The following is a 22,637-nucleotide window of genomic DNA, read 5'->3' on the forward strand; positions in this document are numbered from 1 at the left end:
CTCATTCCTTCACATCGGATTCCATTTGGGAGAGGCGCTCGCGCAGCAGTTCCGCCAAGCCCGCCACGTGGGGCTCGGCCATCAGGCCGTGGTGATCCGCCGCGATCTTGTGGATCAGCAAGCTGCCACCGGCCAGGCGGCTCCAGCCGCCCGTGGGTTCATTGGCGACGGCAGGCACTTCGTCCGCACCGCCCATGAACGGCTCGCGAGCGAGAAACAACAGCATCGGCTCTCCGCGGTTCGGTTGAGGTCGGTATTCGTTCATGGCGGCCACATGGGTCCGATAGACGCCAAACCATCTTCGGAGCTGGGCCGCCGCATCCTCCACGGCGATCATCCCCAGATCCACGGCCCGCGCGAGCCAGTGGTCGAACAACCGATCGGCGTCGGCCTCCACCACCAAGGCACGGGTTTCCTCCGTCACGGCGTCCGACCCCAGCAGCTCGCTTCCGAAATCGATCAATTCGAGGATGTCGGGGTCGATCCCCTCGCCGTCAAACCGTTGACGCCGTTGGCCTGCCACCCGGGCCGCCATTTCGGGGGTGTAGCTGTCGATCAACACGAGAAGCGCCGCCTCCTCGCCGGCTTCCGCCAATTGCCGCGCCATTTCATAGGCGATGACGCCACCCAGCGACCAGCCGCCCAGGTAGTAGGGCCCCTCGGGTTGGATGCTCCGCATGGCTTCGAGGTAGACCGCGGCCATGCCGGCCACGTCGGTCGGTTGATCGCCACCGACCAAACCGGGCGCCTGCAACCCGTAACAGGACCGCTCTCCACTCAAGTGCTGCGCCAACGCCATGTAACACAGTACGTTACCACCAACGGGGTGCACCAGAAACAGCGGAGGTGCCGTGCCGCCCTGCGCCAGCCGGACCAAGGGTCCCTCGGCCTCCTCGCCGACTCGCGAGCGAACCAGCGGCGCTTGGCGCGCGATCGTGGGCGCGCGAATCACGGATGCCAGCGGCAACGCCACGCCGAATGCGTTCTGGATCGCCGCGACCAACCGCACCGCGAGCAGGCTGTGGCCGCCGATCTCGAAAAAGTTGTCGAACACCCCGATGCGCTCCGTGCTCAGGACCTCGCGCCACAGGTCCGCCAAGCGCGCTTCGACCGTGTTTCGCGGTGTCGCGGTCGGCTCGTGCACCGCGTCGGGAATGGGTAAGGCGCCGCGATCGACCTTACCGGCCGCGTTCAGCGGGAACCGATCCAGGGTCACGAACGCCGAGGGCGCCATCACCGACGGCAGTCTTGCCTCGAGATAGGCCCGCAGGTCCGCCTCGGAGGGTCCCTCGCCAGTCACGATCAGGTAGGCCGTCAACAACGGTTCCCCGCCCTGCTCGCGCAGCGTCACCACTGCATCGTCGACCGCCGGATGATCGCACAACCGGGCCTCGATCTCGCCCAATTCCAAGCGGAACCCGCGAATCTTGACCTGGAAATCACGGCGACCGAGAAAGTCCACCAACCCGTCCGTACCGGGAAGGCGCCGCACCATGTCACCGGTGCGGTACAACCGCTGGCCGCCCGCCTCGCCTTCGCGCACGAAGGTGTTGGGAACGAAGCGCTCGGCGGTCAGGCCCGGCCGGTCGAGATACCCCTCGGCCACGCCGGACCCGCCGATGTAGAGCTCACCGACGACACCTTCGGGGACCGGTGCCCCGTGGTCGTCCAGAACGAAGGCCGTCTCGCAGGGCAAGGGCCGCCCGATGGGAACGCCACCCAGCGACGTATCCGGCAAGGTGTCGGGCGTGATGCGGTGGACCAGCGAGGTGATGGTCGTTTCGGTGGGGCCGTAGGCGTTGAGTAGCACACGCGAGGCCAGCGGGCTCGCCAACCAGAGCTGAACCGTTTCGGCCGGAAGCGCCTCGCCGCCCACGATCACCAGACGTGGCAGCGCGACGGTCTCCAACTCGGGCAGTCGCCGCCATTGGAGCAACAGTTCGTGCAGGTACCGCGGAGGAAGGTCCACCACCGTGATCCGATGGGCGCGAACCTGCTGCAGAAAGCCCGACGGGGACCACAACGCGTTGTCGCGCACGACGATCGTCGCACCGCTCATCAATCCCGGCAGGATTTGTTCGAGGGCGATGTCCACATGCAGCGCCCCGAACTGGAGCACGCGATCTTCGACGCCCAGCCCGTAATCACTGGCGATCACTTGGCAATGTCGAGCAAGGGCGCCGTGGCTGACCACCACGCCCTTGGGTCGCCCGGTGGATCCGGATGTGTAGATGATGTAGGCCGGCGCCTGCAAGTCCACCGCGCGGCGCCCCGCGACCTCCGTCCCCTCGGGATCGCGATCCCAGGCATCGCGATCCAAATCGACGAGACCGCACGGAGCGATCGCTCCCACAACGGTTTCAAGCTTGGCACGGGTGGCGCCGTGAACCAGCACCAGGCCGGGCTGGGCGTCCTCGCAAACCTGGCCCAGATGGGCCGCGGGCGCCTGCGGGTCCAGCGGCACGAACACGCAGCCGGCTTCGAACACCGCGAGCAACGCCACCACCATTTCCGGCGAGCGTTCCAAACAAACCCCAACGCGGGTTCCCCGCGCGGCGCCCGACCGAACCAGGTGCGCGGCCAATCGACCCACCCGGCGGTGCAGTTCGGCGTAACTCCAGGTCATCGCGTCGGCTCCGGTGAAGATCAACGCCTCCCGATCGGCCTGCGCCACGGCGCGTTCGGCGAACAGCTCGAAGCAACTCCGTTCCCGAATCGCCGGATCGCGGGGTGGGTTCCAGGCATGAAGCAACCGTTCGCGTTCCTCGGGGGCCAGCATCGCCACCCGGGAAATCGGGCGATCCGGATCGTCCAGCAAGGCGACGATCAGGCGAAGGTAATGGGCCATCACCCGTTCGATGGTTTCGGGCCGATACAGGGCCTCGTCGTATTGGGCGTGCAGGGTCACCTCGTCGCCGAGGTCGATCACCTCGAGCCCGAAGTCGTGGTCGCCTTCCTGGTAGAGACCGTCCACCATCTCCATATCCAGTCCCCGCGAGGAGAAAGATCCGCTGGAAACCGAATCGGGAATGAAGTTCTGGAACGTGTAGGTCACCTGAAACAGCGGCGCCACCGCGCGCTCCCCGCCCAGCCCCAGTTCCCGAACCAAGGCCGGGAAGGGGTAGGCCGCGTGGTCCATGCCCTCGACGACGGCCAGGCGCAGTTCGGTCAGAAAGTCCCGGAACGAGGTCTCGCCGTGTAGCCGGCCTCGCACGACGATCATGTTGATGAAGTAGCCCACCACTTCGGCGAAGCGCTCGCCGGGCCGACCCGAGGTGGGCATGCCCACCAGCAGGTCCCGCTCACCCGTGTAGCGATGCAGCAACACCTGAAACACGCCCAGGAAGAAGACCGAGCGCTGGATGCGGTGTTCCTTGGCCCAGGCGCGCACGCGCCGGGTCAAGGCCGCATCCAACCGAGCCACATGGGTGCGACCGCGAAAACTCGGCCGCGCGGGTCGCGGCCGGTCGGGCGGCAGCGTCACCACCGGCGGATCATCGGCCAGGCGATCCTTCCAGTAATCCAACAACAAGCGCCCCTCTTCCCCGTCGAGCAACGCCCGTTCCCAGGCGACGAACGCGTCGTAATCGACGACCACCCCGGCGGCATCGGGCGCACCGCCCTCGATCAAACAACCGTAAGCTTCCCAAAGGTTTTGGAACAGCACCAACGACGAGGTGCCGTCGAACACCAGGTGGTGGACCACCATCAGGACGACCCACGCATCGTCGGCCTCCCGCGCCAGATGGAAACGGAGCAAGGGCCCGGCCGCCACATCGAAGGGTTCGCGCACCCACTGCTTCAAGCGCGTGAACAGGGCCGCCTCGTCGTGGTCGCGCAGGTCGACCTGGTCCCAGCCGAAGCGATTCGGCTCGAGCTGCACGCGGAACGGTTCGCCGTCCGCGTCCCCGAAGACCGAGGTCAGCAAGGGGAACCGCGCCACACTCGCCGCGCAGGCCTCGCGGAACTTGTCCACATCGAAGGCACCCGTGAGCCGAAAACAGAAGGGACAGTTGTAGGCGGTCATCTCTGGCGCCAGGCGCTGCAGGGCCCACAGGCCCATCTGCCCCTGCGAAAGAGGATGGCGCATCGGTGCCGCTCGCTCGCGCGTTGGCGAGCTCGTCGCGGGAAGGTTCGGCGACACGGCTGGATCTTCGGACGAGGCGGGAGCCGGCTCCCCATCGCCCGTCAGGGGCACCCGTCCTTTCCGCTCACCTTCGGCCCAGGCCGTCCACCTGGCCGCGTAGTGCTCGGCCAGGTAGGCGGCGAACTCGGCGATGTTGACGTAGTCGAACAGCAAACCGGGTGAAAGGCGCACACCCAGCGCCTCGCCCAGATCCTGAACCATGCGCACCAATTGAATCGATTGCAGGCCCATGTCGTGGAACCCGGTCGCGCGGGAAACCTCCGCGATCGGTACCCGGCTCTTGGCGGCGACCCAATGCCGCAGGAACGCCTCGGCAATGGCGACCGGTTCCCGTTCGGTCATCGAGGCGGCATCGACGGCGGTTCCCGATGGGGACGCCGCCACCGGCGGGCGTGGTGGCTTCTCGTCCGGAGTCGGAACCGACCCGCCCCGCCCACCGCGAGATCGCGGCTCCGGCGGTTCCGGAACCCAATAATGACCCGCATCGAACGGATAGGTGGGCAACGACATGCGCATGCAGCCGCGATCCGCGAGCATGGCCTCGAAATCGAAGAGATGCCCGACGACGAACAGCTCGGCCAGGGAGGACAGCATGCCGCGATAGTCCCGAGCGTCTTCGCCCGGTCGCCATTTACGAATGACGTCCACCAGGCGTGCACCGCGATCGGGATCGGCCTCACGCGTGCGCCGATCGACGACTTCGCCCACGAAGGCGTCGCCACCGTCCCCGTCCAGCCAGCGCTGCAGGCTGCAGGTCAGGGCGGCCCGGTCCGCCACCACGAAGGCGCAGCGGTAGCGCAGATGCCTGCGTCCCACCAACAGGGTGAAGGCGGCATCGCCGAGGTTCATGTGCGGGTGGGTCAGCACGTAGTCCAGCATGTGCTCCACCACCGCCCGCAACTGATCGCGGGTGCGGGCCGAGAGCACCACCAGGTGGGCCGGAAAATCCACCTGGCGGCGCACGGGTCGCGGGGCTTCTTCGAGTACCATGTGCGCGTTGGTCCCGCTGAAGCCGAACGCGCTGACTGTGGCTCGGCGCGGCGCCCCGGAAACCGGCGCATCCCAATCCTTCAACCGGGTGTTGACGAAAAAGGGGCTGCGGGCGAAGTCGATCAACCCGTTGCCGGACTCGAAGTGCAGCGACGGCGGGATCTGGCGATGCCGCAGCGAGAGCAGGACCTTGAGCACGCCGGCGACGCCGGCAGCGGTGGCGGTGTGCCCGATGTTGGTCTTGATCGAGCCGAGTGCCACGCGGCCCACCGCATCGCCATCGCGCCAAAACGCACGTGTCAGGGCGTCGACTTCGATGGCATCACCCAAGCGCGTGCCGGTCCCGTGCGCTTCGACCATCTGAATGCTGCCGGCGTCGATGCCGAATCGATCGTAGACCTGGCGCAGCAGCCGCTCCTGGGCGTTGGCACTGGGGGCCATGATCCCGTTGGTGGTGCCGTCCTGATTCAGTCCGCTGGCGCGAATCACGCCGTGGACCTGGTCGCCGTCGGCGAGGGCATCGCTCAGGCGCTTCAGCACCACCACACCCGCGCCCTCGCCGGGCACGAAGCCGTCGGCCCGGTCGTCGAAGGAGCGGCAGTGACCGTGGGGGCTGAGCATGCCGGCCTGACTGGTCGAGAGATGAAACCCCTCGGAGGCCTGAACGAACACACCGCCGGCCAGCGCCATGTCCGTCTCGCGGCACCACAGCCCCTGACAGGCCAGGTGGATTGCGGTCAGCGAGCTGGAACAGGCCGTGTCCACCGCCACCGCCGGCCCGTGCAGGTTCAGGTGGTAGGCCAGCCGCGCGGGCATGATCGAGCCGGCATTGCCCGGGAAGGCGGCCGGGTGGGGTTCCTCACGCAACAACGCGCCGTAGCCGCCCTGAGTGCACCCCACGTAAATACCGCAAGCGCAGCCGCTCACGCCATCGCCGGCGTAACCGGCATCTTCCAGTGCCTTCCAGGATTCCTCCAGGAACAGGCGCTGTTGCGGGTCCATGTAGGTGGCTTCGCCCTCGGAAATATTGAAAAAATGCGGATCGAAACGCCGGATGTCCTCCAGGTAGCTTCCGGTGCGACAGAAATCCGGTTCCGCGCCGGCCTCGCCGAAGTGCGCCGCCAGGTCCCATCGGCGCACCTGCTCCACCAGGTCGTCGCCCGCAGCCAAATGTGCCCAGAGTGCGTTCAGGTCGTCGGATTTGGCGAATCGGCCGCTCATGCCGATGACCGCGATCGCTTCGGTACCCACCGCGGGGCTTTCGCCGGTGGCCTCGATGCCGCTCGGCTCCGGGTGTACGACACGATCGTCGGAACGGCTTTCGGGCAGGGACGGCGCCTTGGGCATGGTTTGGGTCTGCACCGGAATACGAGTGGCCCGCATTCGAGTGGCCCGCATTCGGGTGGCCCGCATGCGGGTGGCCCGCTCACTCAGGGGCGATTCCGGTGCCAGGTCCTTTTTTGCGAGCGCACTCCGCACTCGATCGCCGAACGTGGTCAGGATGAAGTCCGTCAAGCGCTCGACCGTGCTGTGGTCGAACAGGCTGATCGTCTTCAGCTCGATCTCGAGCGCCGCGTTGATCTCGTCCACCAGATTCACCCCGGTGATCGAGTCCAAACCGTAGTCGGCGAAGGGCCCGGCAGGATCGATCTGGTCCAGGGGTACCTTGAGCGAAGTCGCCAGGTGATCGACGATCAGGGCCGCCACCTGGTGGCGGAGGGAGGGTGCCGCCTCATCCGGCACCGCCGGTGGCGGTGATGGCGGAACCTCCGGCGCTGCCGCTTCGTGTCGCGGCGGGGAGGTCGCGGGGCTTTCGACCGGAGCCCGCAACCGCGCCCCGAACTCGGACACGATGAACTCGGTCAGTTTGGCCACCGAGCTGTAATCGAACAGGCTGGTGGTCTTGAGTTCGATGCCCAGCTCATCGTTCACGGCATCGACCAGGTTGATGCCCGTAATCGAGTCCAGACCGAAGGAAGCGAAGGAGGCCTCGACGTCGATCTCGGTACGCGGCACCTTGAGCGAGGCCTCCATGTTGGCGACGATCACCTCGCGGACCCGCGCCTCCATGGCCGCGTCGGACACCGGGACGGCGACCGCGACCCCGGCTTCGCGCGACTGGCCCACCGCCGCGCCGGCCGTGGTCCGGGCATGCACAACCCGACCGGCGCCAGCAGTTGGCCTGGGCGAAGGAGGGGGTTGGCGCGGCGCCGCGGGCGGGGCCGTCTCGCTGCGATCCGTGCCGCCCAACTGGGCGGGATCCACCCGACCGTCGCTCGCGGCCACCACCACCTGCTGCCCCAGGCCGTGCGCCGCCTCGGCCGGGAACAGAATCGGCCCGTAGCCCTCTTCCTTCAGGACCTCGTCCCAGGAGTCGGGTGCCAAGACGGGACTGCCCGCAATGCGCAGCTCGGGGTCCTCGTGCATCCACCACCCCTGCAGCAGGCCCATCGTCAGGTGGGTGAACAGGAAGTTGTCGCTCAGTTCGTTCAGCAACAGCAACCCGTTTTGGCGCAGCACCGCCTTGCTGACCCGCAAGGTTTCGCGAATGTCCTTGGTGGCGTGCAACACGTTGGTGGCAATCGCCAGATCGTAGCGGTTCGGCTCGATCGCCTGAGCGGTCAGGCAGCGTCCCACGTCGAACATCTCGGTTTTCAGGAAATCGTATTTGGGCCGGTAGCGCTTCTCGGCGTAGAACAGGAACGCCTTGGAAATATCGGTGAAGCAGTACTCGGCGATGTGGGCGCCGAACGGTTCCAGGCGAGGCAGCAGGCCCTCGGTGGTGCCACCGCTGCCGGCGCCGATCTCGATCAGGCGAATGCGGGCGTCCGGCTCGACGGCCAGCCGCTCCTCGATGTAGGCCACTACCGAATCGACCAGCACCTCGTTGAACAGGTCCGCCACGAAGTTGTCGCGGTAGAGCGGCGCCACCAGGTCCATGGAACCGTTGGGGAACATGATGTCGGTCGACATCGTCTTGCCCGTGATCACCTCGGGCAGGGCGCGCACGGTGGCTTCCACCAGCGGCACGATGGTCCGCTTGTGCTTGCCGTTCAGCCACTCGTCGCGCTGGGCGTCCCATTCGCGCCAGCAGGTCTCCAGGTCGCAGCGTTCGGGATCCACCACCGCGTAGCCGCGCCCCTCGGGCCGCAGGTAGCCGGCCTTGACGAGATCGGCGAGGCTCTTGCGGATCCAGCGTTCGTAGAAGAAACTCTCCCCGATTCGGCGCTTCAGGGCCGCGATGCGTGCCTCGGGATCCGGCAGCAGGTCCATTTTGCGCAGGTTGCCGCACAGAAGGCGGAACAGCAGCTCTTCCATGTCGTAGCTGTAGAGCCCCTCCGCCCGCTTCAGGGTGGCCTGGACCTTTCCATCGATGGCGGGGAAATGACCGCGCATCGCATGGGTCAACGACGGCAACGCCCGACCGACGTCGACGGCACTCATGACGTCGGATGGAGCGGCGACAGCCCGATCCGGTCGGCCCGGTTCGATCGGCCCAAGGGCGAAACCCTCCAGACGCACGCGAACCTTGCCGTGACCGTCGCACAGGCTGATATGGAACCGCCTACGCCCATCGCCCCTGGACGACCGGTTTTCCGCCGGCCGCACCCAGGCCCACATTTCGGGAGTGCAGGCATCCGCCATCTCGACGGACTCGAAGCCCAGGGCGCGGAACCCGGCCGAGGTCGATACCGCGCTGGAACCCGTTTGGTCCGACTCCGGCAACAGGATCCGGGGGTCGAGGGCGAACACCGCCTGAAGTGCGGCATCCAGCAGGCAGGGATGCAACGGGAAGGTCTCCAGCCGATCGGCAGAACCCACGGGCAGAACCAGCCGCGCCAAAACCTGACCGTTCCCGCTCTGGAGTTCCTCGATGCAGCGGAAGGAAGGCCCGTAGGCGATGCCCAGCCGCGCGAATTCGCGGTAACAGCGCTCGGGATCGATTCGGTGAAGCGCCGTGCGCCGTTGTAGCGCCGCCAAATCCATGACGCCCGGTTCGGGTACGGAACCCAAATCGACAAGGCCGCTGGCGTGCAGCGCCCGATCTTCGCCCAGCATCTCGTAGCGCACGTGATCCGGACCGGCATGGGGCTCGGCGCGCAGGATCAGATGCACCGTCACCGGGGCACCGGCCACCGTGATCGGCGCCGCCCACGCGTGGTCGCGGATATGGATGGGCCGCGGAACGGCATCGGAGTCGGCCGCGGCGTTGGCTTTCGCCTGTTCGACCGCGGCCCGAACCATCTCCAGGTAGGCCACGCCGGGAAGGTAGGCCCGGTCGCCGACCCGGTGCTCGGCCAGGAAAAATTCCTCGCCGGTGAAGGTGGAACTGAAGCGCAGGGTCGAGAAATCGGAAGTGTTGCGCTGCACCAGCGGGTGCAGCTCGACCGGCACCGGTCCTGCCGAAGAAGACGCGGCGGCGATTTCGTCCGCGGTGGCCACTGCCCAGTAGCGCTGGCGTGCGAAGGGATAGGTGGGCAGATGCAGCCGGCGCGGCCGCACCGTTTCGCGATCGTACAGCCAAGCCCAAGTTACCGAGAAACCGCGTACCCAAAGGCCGCCCACTTTGTCCAACTTACCTTTTTTCACCCACTTGGCGATCATCTCACCCAGTTCTTCGTCTTCGTCCAGGAAATCGAGTGCCGCGTGGTCGCGCGTACCGTCACCGCGCAGGAACTCGGCCGCCTCCGGTGCGGTCTCGAACCGGCGCAGTCTCTCCAGCAGGTCGTCGCGGTCCCTCGCCGTGAACGTCAGGCGCCAGGCCATCTCTTGGCGCCCCACCTGAAGGGTGTAAGCCACATCGCGCAGCGCCGCGGTCCGGCCCGCTTCGGTTTCCGTCAGCCAGTGCAACAGCCTGGCCGGCATTTCCCGAAGATTGGCCTCGGTTCTGGCCGAGAACACCAGCAGGAAAGGGCCCGCTGCCGCCGTGGCGGAAGTGGGTGATTTTTCTTCGCCGTATTCCTCGAGAACCACGTGGGCGTTGACCCCCCCGAACCCGTAGCTGTTGATCGCGGCCCGGCGCGGGACGATCCGTCCCTCGTCGTCGGTATCGCGCGTCCACTCCCGGTTCTCGGCCGCGATGCGGAAGGGACTGCCGTCGAGCGAGCAGTTCTCGCCCAACTCGCCGAACTCCGGAATCCCCGGAATGCAGCGGTCGCGCAGGGCCGAGACGACCTTGATCAGCGCGGCAAGACCGGAAACCAGCTCGCCGTGCCCGATCGTCGGCTTGAGGCTGGAAAGGTAGATCGCCTGTTCCGGTTGGCTGGATGCCTCGGCGCCGTACCCGCCCTTCAGGGCCGCGATCTCGACGCCGTCGGCCAGTGGCGAAGCGATGCCGTGGGCCTCCACGTAGGCGATCGAGCGCGGATCGAGCCTCGCTCGGTCGAACGCCTGAGCCATGGCCCGCCTCATGCCCCTGGCGTTGGCCGCGGTCAGCGAGACGCCCTTGCCGCCGTGGGCCACGCCGGTGCCCTTGACCACCGCGTAGATCGGATCGCCGTCGGCCACGGCACGGTCCAGCGGTTTGATCACCAGGGCACCCACCCCTTCCGAGCGCACGAAGCCGTCGGCGCCGGCCTGGAACGATCGAGCCCGGCCCTCCGGACTGAGGTAGTTCATCGCCTCGAAGCCCATGAACCCGGCCGGTGAAAGCAGCAGGTTGACCGCCGCCACGATCGCCTGTTCGCATTCGCCGCGTTGCAGGGCCAACACGGCGCGGTGCAGCGCCACCAGCGAGGAGGAGCAGGCCGTGTCGCAGTACTCGCTGGGTCCGCTCAGGTCGAGCGCGAAGGAAATGCGGTTGGGAATCAGCGACGCCGCCACCGCCGACATCGTCATGGCGTTGTTGGGGTTCATCGCACCGAGACCGACGTACTCGCTGGTGCCCACCGTGGCGCAGAACACACCGGTCGGGCTGTCGGACAGGGAGGCCGGCGGGATGGCCGCGTCCTCGAGTGCCGACCACACGTGCGTCATCAACAGCCGTTGCTGCGGATCCATGATCTCGGCTTCCGCCGGCGAGATCTTGAAGAACAGCGGGTCGAACTCGTCGACACCGTCGATGAAGCCTCCCCACTTGATGCGGGTCTTACCCGGCTCCTTCTTGGGGTCGCCGAAGAAGGCCCGCCAGTCCCAGCGCTCGGCCGGGACCTGACCGATGCAGTTGCGGCCCGCTTTCACGTTCCGCCAGAAGGCGTGCACATCCTCGGCTTCGGGGAACTTCCCGCTCATGCCGACGATCGCCACGTCCTGACCGGGTTGGTGGCGTTCGGAGACCGCGGCTGGGGTGATCGAGCGCGAGGTGCTCACAGGTCGCCGGATTCGCTTCCACGCAGGCGCCGCTTCCGATGTGGATGGGGTTGCCTGCGAGGCGGCTGCCAAGGGCGGGTCGGTTGCGGCCGGGGCGATCGATGGCGCAGCCGAGCCGGAACCGAACCGGGCCGGGAAACGCCGCGCCAGAAAGGCCGCCATGCGGCCCAGCGTGGTGTGTTCGAACAGATCGCCGGGCGACAGATCCAGGTCGTAGTCGCGGTTCAGTTTCTGGGCGAAGTCGGTCATGCCGATCGAATCCATGCCGTAGTCCACCAAGTCGGCGTCTTGCTGGATACGCTGCACCGGCACCTTGAGAACGGCAGCGATCGCGGTCTTCAGTTCCGCCTTGACGCGGTCGAGGCGGTCGCGATCGTCTCTCCCCCCTTGCGGTGGCCGTGCTTCCGCCACGACCTCGGCCGTTTCGAGCATTTTGGTTTTGGGCGCAGCCGGCTCCAGGTAGGTCCGGCGAATCTTCTCGCGCTCTCCCTCCATGACGATCAGTTGGGGCACGTCGCGCGCCAGGCCGCCGAACAGGGCGCGCATGCCGCTCACCATGGAAAGTGGTCGAATGCCGGTGCTCCGTGACATGGCCCGCTCGGCCGACGCGCTCATGCGCATGCCGCCGCCCTGCCACAGCGACCAGTTGAAGGACGCCGTATGGCCCGATCGCCGGCCGGCACGAACCAGCTCGTTGCGGTGGGCCGCGAAGGCGTCGAGGAAGGCGTTGGCCGCCGCGTAGTCGGTCTGGCCGGCATTTCCGAAGACGGCCGCCAGCGAAGAATAGAGCGCCAGGAACGAAAGAGGCTCGTCGCGGGTGGCTTCGTCCAGGTTCAGCACGGCATCGACCTTGGCGGCAAAGACCCCGTCGATCTCCGCCCGGGTCTTGTTGGCGATCAGTGCATCGCGAATCAGGCCCGCACAGTGGAACACCCCGGTCAGGCGACCCTGTTCGCGACGGATCCGGGCCACCGCCTGCAACACCTCGTCCGGCTGCGACACATCCACCTGGACGTAACTGACCGAGGAGCCGCGCGCCGACAGCCGCACCAGTTCGGCGGTCTTGCGATCGTCCAGCGCCGTCCGGCCGCTGAGCACGATGGTGGACCGCGTGACCAAGGTCAGGTAGTCGGCCAGCATCAGGCCCAGCTTGCCGAAGCCGCCGGTGATCCAGTACACACCGCCTGGCTCGATGGTCAGGTTCAGTTCGGACTCGAATTTCAGCTCGGCCAATTGGCGGACCTCGCGGCTGCCGTCACGACGATAGCGCACCTCGACCGCGTCTTCGGCGTCGGCGCACTCCGCCGCCAACAGGGCCCGCACCCGCTCGGCCGCGATGCCGGCCAGATCTTCGATCGCGACGACCTTGCCGCGCAGCTTGCGGTACTCGTGACCGGCCGACTTCAACAGGCCCACGAGCGGCGCGAAAGCCAACGGATCCGACTCGGCCGCCGCCAGTACCAACACCCGTTGCGGCTCGTCGCCTTCGATCCGGAACCGCTCCCGGACCACGTCGAAGGCGGTGTCGAAGATCGCCCGAACGACGGCAGCCGTCGGCCGATCCGTCCTGGCGGGTAGCGACGCCACCCGGGCGAAACGCGTGTCGGCGGCCAGGGCGGCCACCAGCGAGCGCGGCGCGGCACCGTCCACCAACACCACGGTGGCGCCGCAATCCTCGGTCGGCACCAAATCGCGCGGGCGCCATTCGGGCACCATCGTCACCAAATTGGCCGAGGCCACATCGCGGCACAGGAAACCGCGAAACGCGACACAAACCTCGCCCCGCTCGTCCAGCAGGTCGATGTCGTAGCTGACGGTGCCGCTTCCCCCATCCGAACCGGGTGTGGGCCTGACATGGGCGAACCCGGCCAGCGGTGTGGGCGCCCAGGTCCGCACCTCCTTGACGCAAAACGGCAGGTGCATGCCGAAGGGATGGCGTTCCATGACCAGTCGGGTCGCGATTTGGAAGGCGGCATCCATGATGGTGGGATGCAGTGTGAACGCGTCGGCTTCGGCCCAGGCCGCGTCGGGCAATTGCAGCTCGGCCAACACCTCGCACTCGTCGCGATGCAGACCGGCAATGCCCTGGAAACTGTCGCCCAGGCGGGTTTCGCCTTCCAAATAGGCGTAGAACTCGGCTTTGCCGAAGGTCCGCGTCAGGCGCGGCCGAATCGAAGCCAGGTCGCGCCGCTCGGGACGCGGTTCGGCGGACGATCCGAGCACCAGCTCGCCCTCGCAATGAACCACGGAAGCATCGCCTGCGCTCGCTTCATCTCTCGAGGCCACCCCAAAATGCAGGCGGTCGCTCTCGGCGTAGAGGTCGATCACCACCGGTTTCTCGCCGTCTTCCACCACCAGCGGCCGCTTCCAGACCACGTTGCGCAGGGCGACCACGGACTCGTCGGTCGAATGGGCCGCGGCTGCGCGCGCCATCTCCAGATAGGCCACACCGGGCAGCATCTTGCGACCGCCCATGATGTGGTCGCGCAGGAAAAACTCCTCGCCGTCGAAGACGGAAAGGAACCGTTGCCCCGCCAAATCGGATACGTTGCGCTGGACCAGCGGATGCAGTGCGGCGGCGACCAAATCCGGCCCGGCACCCTCTTCGCCGGCGTCACCGGCCGAAAGCCAATAGCGCTCCTTGGCGAAGGGATAGGTGGGCAGGCTGAGCCGGCGCGGCGACCCCTCGGTATGGAGGCGCGCCCAGGGCACGTCGAGCCCCTGAACCCACAAGTCCAACAGCTTGCTGTACTTACCTTTCTGCATCCAGGTCTCGACGATGGTCGCCAAATCCTCGTCCGCGCTGAACCATCCCACCGATTGGCGATTCTTGCGCACTTGGCCCAGGAAAATCCCGGCGCCACGGATGCCTGGCCCGTCCGGCGCGCCCTCGGCCTCCACGTAGGTCTTCAGCTTCTCGCGCAGCTCGCCCGACGACGCGACGATGACGGCGAACCGCTCCTCCATCGCCTCGCGGCCGACCTGAAGGGTGTAGGCCAGCGAAGCCAGATCCACCGCCTCGGGTGGCTCAGCCGGTGGCGGCGCCACCCGACCCAGCTCGGACGCCAAGTGGGCGGCCATCGCGGCCACACTCCCAAACCGCATCAACTCGTGCGTATCCATTTGGTCTAAATAGGCTTGCTGCACTTTTTCGACAAATTGAACCTGCTTCAGGTGATCGACGCCGTAGCCTTCCAACGGCTGGTCCGGATCGATGTCGCTCGGGTCCACCGCCAGCACCTCGGCGAGCAGCTCGGTGAGTCGCGCCACCGGCGGAGTCACCGGGCCGGTCGCATCCAGATCGCCGGCACCGTCGGTGTCGCGGTCCTCCAGGTATCGCAGCAGCTTGGCGGCCGCGGCCACGAGGCGATCGCGGGTCTTGGCCGAGAGCACCACCATTTGCGGGCGATCGCCGCCGACCGGGGTCGCCGCGGCCGGACGCGGCTGGGCGTATTCTTCCAGGATGACGTGCGCGTTGGCGCCGCCGATCCCGAAGGAACTGACCCCGGCGCGCCGCGGCAGGGCCTTGCCGTTCTCGTCCTCGATGACCGCCCAGGCCTGGCGCTCGCGCACGATGTAGAAGGGGGTCCCCTTCAGGTCGATGTAGGGGTTGACCTCGCGACAGTGCAGGCTCTCCACCAGGGTCCGGTGCTTCATCTGCAGCAGCACCTTGATGATGCCCGCGATGCCCGCCGCCAGCTCAAGGTGGCCGATGTTGGTCTTGACCGAGCCGAGCCCGCAGTGGGTCTTCTCGGCGACCTCCGCGCCGGCCTCGCGGTACAGGTCGCGGAAGGCGGACTTCAGGCCGTTGATTTCGATCGGGTCGCCCAGCTCGGTGCCGGTCCCATGCGCCTCGATGTACCCGACCGTGCGCGGATCGATGCCGGCCTGGCTGTAGGCCGTTTTCAGCAGTTCGGCCTGGGCGGTGGGGTTGGGTGCGGTCAGCGAGTTGGCCCGCCCGCCGTGGTTGACCGCCGTGCCGCGCACGACCGCGTAGATGTGGTCGCCGTCGGCTTCGGCCGCGCTCAGCTTCTTCAGGAAGATCATGCCCACGCCTTCGCCGCGCACGTAGCCGTCGGCCTGGGCCGAAAACGTCTTGCAACGGCCGTCGAAAGCCAGCATGCCGGCCTTGTTGAAGCCGATGTGGGCCACCGGCGTGATCAGGGTGTTGACCCCGCCCGCGATGGCCGCGTCGCAATCGCCGTTGCGGATCGCCTGGACGGCGCGGTGGATCGCCACCAACGAAGAGGAACAGGCGGTTTCGATCGGCTCGCTGGGCCCGTGCACGTTGAGAAAGAAGCTCATGCGGTTGGGGCCCACCGAGGGCACCATGCCGGTGGTGGTGTTGGTGTCCACCTCCAGCGCGTTGGGATCCAGCACACTGCCGTACCCGCTGGACGAGGTACCCACCAGGATGCCCAGCCGCGAGCCGGAGAGGCTGCGGGCCGAGTAACCGGCGTCCTCGATGGCGAGCCAGACGTAGCTCATCAACAGGCGCTGCTGCGGATCCATCCACTCGGCTTCCTTGGGGGAAATGCCGAAGAACAGCGGATCGAATTCGCCGACGCCGTCCATGAAGCCGCCCCACTTGATGTTGCATTTGTTGGGTTCCGTCGCGGGGTCGCCCCACAACGCCTTCCAGTCCCAGCGATCGGGCGGCACCTCGCTGATGCAGTGTTTGCCGCCGTGCAGGTTGCGCCAGAAGGTCGCCAGGTCCTCGGCCATCGGGAAGCGGCCACTGACGCCGACGATCGCGATCGGTTCGGCGAGGTCGACCGCGCCCGCCCGCGACGACGCATCGGCGGCTTGGCTCTGGGCCCTCACCGGACCGAAGCGCATGGTGCGATCGGGGAACAGGATCGCGGACGAGCCGCTGGTCGCGGCGGTCCGGCTCGGCGGCGTCTCGACGACTTTGGCCGCGCCACCGGCGGAAGGCCGCGCCACCGAGGTGCCCGCCTGCGTGAAGGCCGCACGGTACTCGGTCATCAGGTAGCGGGCCAGTCGGTTGACCGTGGTGTGCTCGAAAAACACGGTCGGCATGATGTCGAGCTGGTAACTCTTGGCCAGCTTGTTGGAAAAGTCGGTCAGCATGAGCGAGTCGAACCCGAAATTGGGGAACTCCGTATCGCCGTCGATCTCACCGGCGGGCATGCCCACCAGCTCGGAAACCACGCCGACCACGATGTCGCGCACGGTCTCCAGCAGGTCGTGGTCGCCCTCGCCGACGGGTTCGGGCACGGCGGATTCGGCCGGTTCGGACGGCGCCGGCGCCTGCTGCAGGAAGACCCGGCGCATGACCGCCATGTCCCCTTCCAACACCATCAAGTTGTCCCGCTCGCCCGCCAGCATTTGGTTGAAGGCCTTCAACCCGTTGGCGGTGCGCATGCCCACCATGCCGATGGTGCGCTTCATGACCTCTTCGGTCGCGGGGTCCAGGGTCATGCCGCCGTCGGCCCAGAGCGGCCAGTTGATGGAGAAGGTGCGGCCGAAGCGCAGCCCGGCGGCGACCTGGCGGTTGCGGTAGGGCGCGAACAGGTCCATGAAGGCGTTGGCGGTGCCGTAATCGGTCTGGCCGGGGTTGCCCATGGGCGCCGCCATCGAAGAGAAGGTCACGAAGAAATCGAGTTCAAGATCGCGACAGGCGTGGTCCAGGTTGACCGTGCCGGTGATCTTCGGCGCCATGACGTCGCGGAACTGGCCTTCCTGTTTTTGGGCCAGGTAGCAGTCGCCCAGGATGCCGGCACTGTGCAGCACGCCGTTCAAGCCGCCGAACCGTTCGCGGGCCTCCTCGACGAGCCGGTCCACATCGGCCTTGCGGGTGACATCCACCTGGAGATACACGACCTCCGCACCCTGGCGCTGCCAGTTTTCGAGGAGGGTGCGGCGCCCGTCATCGAGGGCCGAGCGGCCGGTCAAGATCAACTTCGGCGCCTCGCAGCGAGCTACGATCTCGTCGGTGAACAACACGCCGAGACCGCCGAGGCCGCCGGTGATGAGGTAGGCACCGCCATCTCGCCACGGCAGGGGCACCTCGCGGGGCGGCTCGATTTCGCGCCACGCCTGAACCTGACGCCGGTCGTCGCGGTAGCGCACCAGGACGTCGACGCCGTGGGCGCGGTTTTCGTCGAGGCGGTCGAGCAGGGCTTCGGCATCGGCGGCCGCGTCCACCAGGACCACCTGGGCGACCAGTTTCCCGTGTTCCAGCCGCGCGGTGCGCAGCATGCCGACGAGGCCGGCCCACAGGTGGCGCGGGTCCAGGGAGTCGTCGCGCGATTCGGGGACCAGGATTTGAACCAGGGTCGGGCCCTCGGTGGGTTGCTTCAGGGCATCCTGGAGGCAGCGCATGACCTTGACGGCGTCGTCGGTGAAGTGATCGGCGATGCCTGGATCGCCTTCTACGAGGTTCGAGCGTTTCTCGGGCGACTGCTTCGGCGGGTCGGTCGGGCGGCTGCCGAGTTGGTTGTCTTTGGTGATAGGCACTTCGGATAGGCGCGCTTCGGTTTGGGAGCTAGGGGGAATGGACCCTCCTCTCGAATTGTCGCTTTCTTCGATACCCAACGACTTCGAATTGTCGGCCCGGCGGGCCAACCTACTGCCTGCCGCTCCCTTGTCGGCTGACGGGAACTCTCTGCTCGACGGCTTCGCGGTATGGGCGCAGCCGGGTAGTACCACCACTTCCAGGTCGTGATCGCCTCGGCGCGCGGCTTCGCGGCGTAGGGACTCGACACGCTCGTCCAAGCCGGCGACCAGCGCGATGCGGCGGCCGTATTCGGGCCCCTCCGCTCCGGATGCGGGCGCGTCCTGCCACGCCAGATCCAGCAGGATGGTGCTCGTCTCGGAGGTGCCGGCGTCGCCGCCTTCGGCATCGAACACACGCGGTGTGAAGCCGCGCATCTGCACGCAGACCCGTCCCTCGGCGTCGCACAGGTCGATGTCGCGGCTGTCGCCGTCGCCGCTGTCTTCGGCGCAGGGCCGAACCCAGGCCCACATCTCGCGCGTGCACCCGGCCAACATGACCATGTCCTTCAAAGCGAAGGGGATCGACGGCTTCAGGTCGAGGTCTTCGGTGTCGGCCGCCTCGACCTTGCCCAGATCCACCGTGAGCCCCAGGATCGATTGCAGGGCCGAGTCCAATTGGCTGGGGTGGAGCGGGAGCTCGTCGATGGTCTCGTTCACGATCTCCGGCAGGGTCAATCGCGCCAACACCCGCCGCTCGCCCAGTCGCACCTCGCGAATACTTCTCAGCGATTCGCCGTGGGTGATGCCGATCTTGCGAAAGGCCTGGTAGAGCGGGCCGGCGTCCAGCTCGGCGCGATCGCACTGGCCCTGCAAGTCTCGAAGGTCCAATCGCTGCTCGTCGGCGTCGCGCGCTTCGATGACCACGACCCCTTGGCTGTGCACCACCGGTTCGACCTCGGCGGCTACCTCGTCCGCGCCCTCCGGCAGGGAGTAGATGCGATACCGAAGTCCGCCTTCATCGGGCTCCAGGCCCACGTGGTACACGCCGCTCAACCCCTCGCCCACCGCGACCGGTCGCAGCCACAGCACGTTGCGGAACCGAATGGCCAAGCCGCGTCCGGCTTCGCCGCCGGCCGGATCGGACCAACCCAACGCTCGCTGCACCGCGGCCCGCACCATCTCCAAATGGGCCACGCCCGGCAGGATCATGTAGCCCTGGATGAGGTGGTCGCGCAGGAAGAACTCGGAGCCGTCGAAGTGCGTCGTGAAGCGCTGCTCGCGCAGGGTCGAGGTGTTGGCGTGCAGCAGCGGATGCAGGCGCGGCTCTCGGCCAGGGCCTTCGGCAACCTCGACGCCCTTGGCGGGAACGTCGGTAGCGTCGACCCAGAAGCGCTGTCGTCCATAGGCATAGGTCGGCAGTGGCACCCGGCGGAAGCCACCTCCCTCGAACAACGCGGCAAACGACAGGCTGTAGCCCTGGCAGTACAGGTCCGCGACGGCACCCAGGTGTTCGCTGAACGCGGCCGGATCGGCCTCCTCGCGACATTGGCCGATGCAGTGGTTGCCGTACTGCTCGAATGCCTTCTGGCGACCCTGATCCTTGGCGGTGTTGCTGAACACCCGCGCGGAAGCCTTCTGCGCCAGCCAATCCTCCAGGTGACGCAGCAACTCCTCGCGGTCGCGGGCCAGGCAGGCCCAGCGATGCCCGAAATGCCGGCGGCCCAGCAGCAGGGTGAAACTCGTGTTGCCCAGGTCCAGGGCTTCGTCGGACGCGACGTGCGCCTTCAGGCGGGCGACCTGGTCGCGCAACTGGTCGGCGGTCCGCCCCGAGAGGACCACCAGGTATTCCGGCATGGCGCGGTGGACGCCCGTCCGTTCCGGCGCCTCCTCGAACACCATGTGGCAGTTGGTCCCGCTGAACCCGAACGAGCTGACCACCGCGCGACGCTTCGCCGGGGCACGCGCATCTTCGGGAACCTCCCAATCGCGCAGTTCGGTGTTGACGAAGAAGGGGCTGTCCTCGAACTGGATGTGGCGGTTGCCCGTCTCGTAGTTCAGCGAAGGCGGAATCTGGCGGTGTTGCAACGACAGCAGGATCTTGAGCGCACCGGCCACGCCCGCCGCACCGATGGTGTGCCCCAGGTTGCTCTTGATCGACCCGAGCGCACAGAAGTGACGCTTGTCCGTGCTCTTGCGGAAGGCACGAGTCAGGGCGCCATACTCGATCGGATCGCCGAGCTTGGTGCCCGTACCGTGGGCTTCCACCATCTGGATCTGTTCGGGATGGATGTCGAAGGTCTCGTAGACCTGGCGTTCGAGGGCGGCCTGGGATTTGGCGCTGGGCGCCGTGATGCCGTTGGTGAAGCCGTCCTGGTTCAAGCCGGAACCGCGAATGACGCCGATCAGGTGATCGCCGTCGCGCATCGCGTCCGAGAGCCGCTTGAGCACGACCACGCCCACGCCCTCGCCCGGCACGAATCCGTTGGCGCGGTCGTCGAAGGCGTAGCAGCGACCGTCGGCCGAAAGCATGCCGGCCGAGCCCGCGGTGCGGTAGAAGGCCGAGGTGGACTGGACGTTGACCCCGCCGGCCACGGCCATCTCGGTTTCGCGGCGCCAAAGTCCCTGGCAGGCCACGTGGATCGCCACCAGCCCGCTGGAACACGCGGTATCGACCGCCACCGCGGGCCCCTTCAGGTTGAGGTAGAAGGCCAAGCGCGCCGGAACCACCGCCGCCGAATTGCCCCAAAACGCTTGGGGCGGCGGATTGCCTTCGAACAGCGTCTGGTAATCACCGCCGCAGACGCCCACGTAGACGCCGCAATGGCGTCCGTCCATGTCCGCACCCGCGTAGCCGGCATGCTCGAGCGCATTCCAGGCCTCCTCCAGAAAGAGCCGCTGCTGCGGGTCCATGTAGGTCGCCTCGGTGCCCGAAATGTTGAAGAAGAGCGGATCGAACTGGTCGATGCCGTCGAGGAAGCTGCCACGGCTGCAGTACGCGGCGCCCTCCTCGAAATAGGGGGAAAGGTCCCAGCGGCTCACTTCTTCGATGAGTTCGTCGCCCGCGGCCAGGTGATCCCACAGCTCGGCCAGGTTCTGGGACTTGGCGAAGCGGCCGCTCATGCCGATCACCGCGATCGGTTCGTAGCCGGGGGCACGTCCGTCGTCGTTCGAAGCTTCCGTAAAATCACGCAACGAACGTGTGTCCACTTCCACCGCGCGCACCGTGGCTGCCTGGGGCGGCGGTGCCTCGTCCTGGGCGGGCCCGCGGTCGGTGTCCAAATCGAATCGGGTGACCAGATCGTCCTGGTACTCGGCGGCCACGAACGCCGCCAGATGGCGCACGGAGCTGTGGTCGAACAGCGTCGTCGTGTCCAAAGCCAGGCCCATCGCCTCGTTGAGCACGCCCACCAGCTTGACGCCCGTGATCGAGTCGATGCCGTAGGCGGCGAACGGCTCGTCCGGATCGATGGTGTGGACGGGCACCTCCAGCGATTCGGAAATTTTGGCGCAGATCATGTCGCGCACCGCGTTCGCGACCCGTTCACGCAAGCGTTCGTCACCGGCCGAAACAGGGCGCGCCGTCGGCGGCGCCACCGGGCTTTGCGAGGAAGTGACCGCCGACCCTACGCGCTCGTGGGTCGCCTGCGCCTCTCGCAGGATGCCGTCGCTCTCGGCCACGATGACCTGCTGGCCCAGTTCGGCCGCGGCCTCGGCCGGGAACAGCGCCTCGCCGAAGCCCTCCTCGCCAAGGACCCGCGCCCAATCGCGGGGATAGAGGCCGGGACTGCCCGGCATGCGCAACTCGGGATCCTCGTACAGCCACCAGCCCTCGAGCAGGCCGAAGGTGAGGTGGCCGAACAGGTTCTTGTCACTCAACTCGTTCAGCAGCAACAGGCCGTTTTTGGCGAGCAGGTCGTGGACGTGGCCCAGGGTGACGCGAATGTTCCGGGTGGCGTGCAACACGTTGGCGGCGATCACCAGATCGTAGTCGCCCAGCGCGAAACCCTGGCCGGCCGGCGGCCGCTCCACGTCGAAGATCGCCGTTTTCAGAAAGGGATTCCCGGGTGCGAAGTGTTCGCGGGCGTGCATCAGGAAGGCAGGGGAAATATCGGTGTAGGTGTAGGTCTCCAGGTAGTCGTGGAAGTCGGCCAACTTTTCCAGCAACATCGCCGTGGTGCCACCGGTCCCCGCGCCCACCTCCAAAATGCGCAGACGCGTCTCGGGGTTCAACTCGATGCGGCTGCGCAGGTAGGCCACCACCGTCTCGGCCAGGACCTCGTTGAAGTAGTCGGAAATCGGGTTGCCCTTGTAGACACCCTCCACCAGGCGCATCGACGCATCGGGGAACATGACGTCCGTGGCCGGCTTCGTCCCGGTCAGGATCTCCGGCAGGGCGCGCAACATGGTGGCCACCAAATGGACTTGGGCGGCCTGAAGCGGGTCGCGCGACCATTCCTCGGCAGAGGCGTCCCAGGCGCGCCACTCGGCCTCGGCGTCGATCGACACGCGATCGTCAAGCCGGTAGCCGTCATCGATCCGCTCGATCAGCCCGTCGCGGCACAGCGTCGCCAACGTCTCCGCGAACCAGCGGTCGTAGAGGTCGACCCAGCCGATGCGCTCCTTGAGCCGCGCTGGGGTGGCGGGCTCGTTCGTGAAGAGGTCGAGCGTCCGGAGTTGTGCGAAAAGAAGGCGGCTCAGCCGTTGTTCCATGTTTTCCGTTTGCGTTTTCAAT

1 protein-coding gene is annotated in these 22,637 nt (G+C 67.1%); it reads right to left on the reverse strand.

All coding sequences use genetic code 11. The features are described 5' to 3' along the window. Position 1: 1 nt before the first annotated feature. The gene (locus J3U87_RS31930; protein WP_237379863.1) at positions 2-22,636 is read right to left on the reverse strand and encodes a non-ribosomal peptide synthetase; all 22,635 of its coding nucleotides are present in this window, start codon (positions 22,634-22,636) and stop codon (positions 2-4) included. Between the last annotated feature and the right edge of the window lies 1 nt (position 22,637).

Origin of the sequence: Sulfidibacter corallicola, from assembly GCF_017498545.1 — a bacterium.
GTDB lineage: Bacteria > Acidobacteriota > Holophagae > Acanthopleuribacterales > Acanthopleuribacteraceae > Sulfidibacter > Sulfidibacter corallicola.